This window comes from Neisseria sp. P0021.S007 (genome assembly GCF_051956855.1).
On sequence record NZ_JBQCXA010001297.1, the window covers coordinates 1 to 503 of the forward strand.

Consider the following 503-nt stretch of genomic DNA (forward strand, 5'->3'; position numbering starts at 1 on the left):
GTAATGGGCGGCGCGGAAGAGGGCGGTACGATTGACTGGTTCGGCTGTTTGCTGATTTTACTTGCAGGATTCGGTTTTGCAGGCGTGATACGTCCGAGCCAGCAGATGATTGTCCGTATTGGTGCGCCTGCATTTACCGCGGCTTCCATGGCGGTGGCGGCGGTGTTGTGCCTGCCGTTTTCGCTGGTGTTGGCAGACAGTTATCAAATCAATTGGTCATGGGGCGGTACGCTGTCGGTTTTGTATATGGGGATTGGTTGCAGTTGGCTTGCCTATCTGTTGTGGAACAAAGGCATGAACACAGTCCCTGCCAACGTCTCCGGCCTACTGATCTCGCTTGAGCCGGTCATCGGCGTTATCATGGCGGTGTTAATTTTGGGCGAACATTTAAGTACCATGTCTGCGATGGGCATTACCGTCGTTATTGCGTCCACTTTTGTCGCCGGTATGCTGACGCGTGTGAGCAACAAACATAAAAAGGCCGTCTGAAAACGGTTTCAGAC

Annotated in this window: 1 protein-coding gene; it reads left to right on the forward strand. The window is 52.9% G+C overall.

The window, feature by feature from the left end; translation table 11 throughout:
* Nucleotides 1-489, forward strand: a 489-nt coding sequence (locus ACTHUR_RS18830; RefSeq protein WP_440400296.1) for an EamA family transporter, incomplete at its 5' end; no start/stop codon positions are given.
* Nucleotides 490-503: the final 14 nt, after the last annotated feature.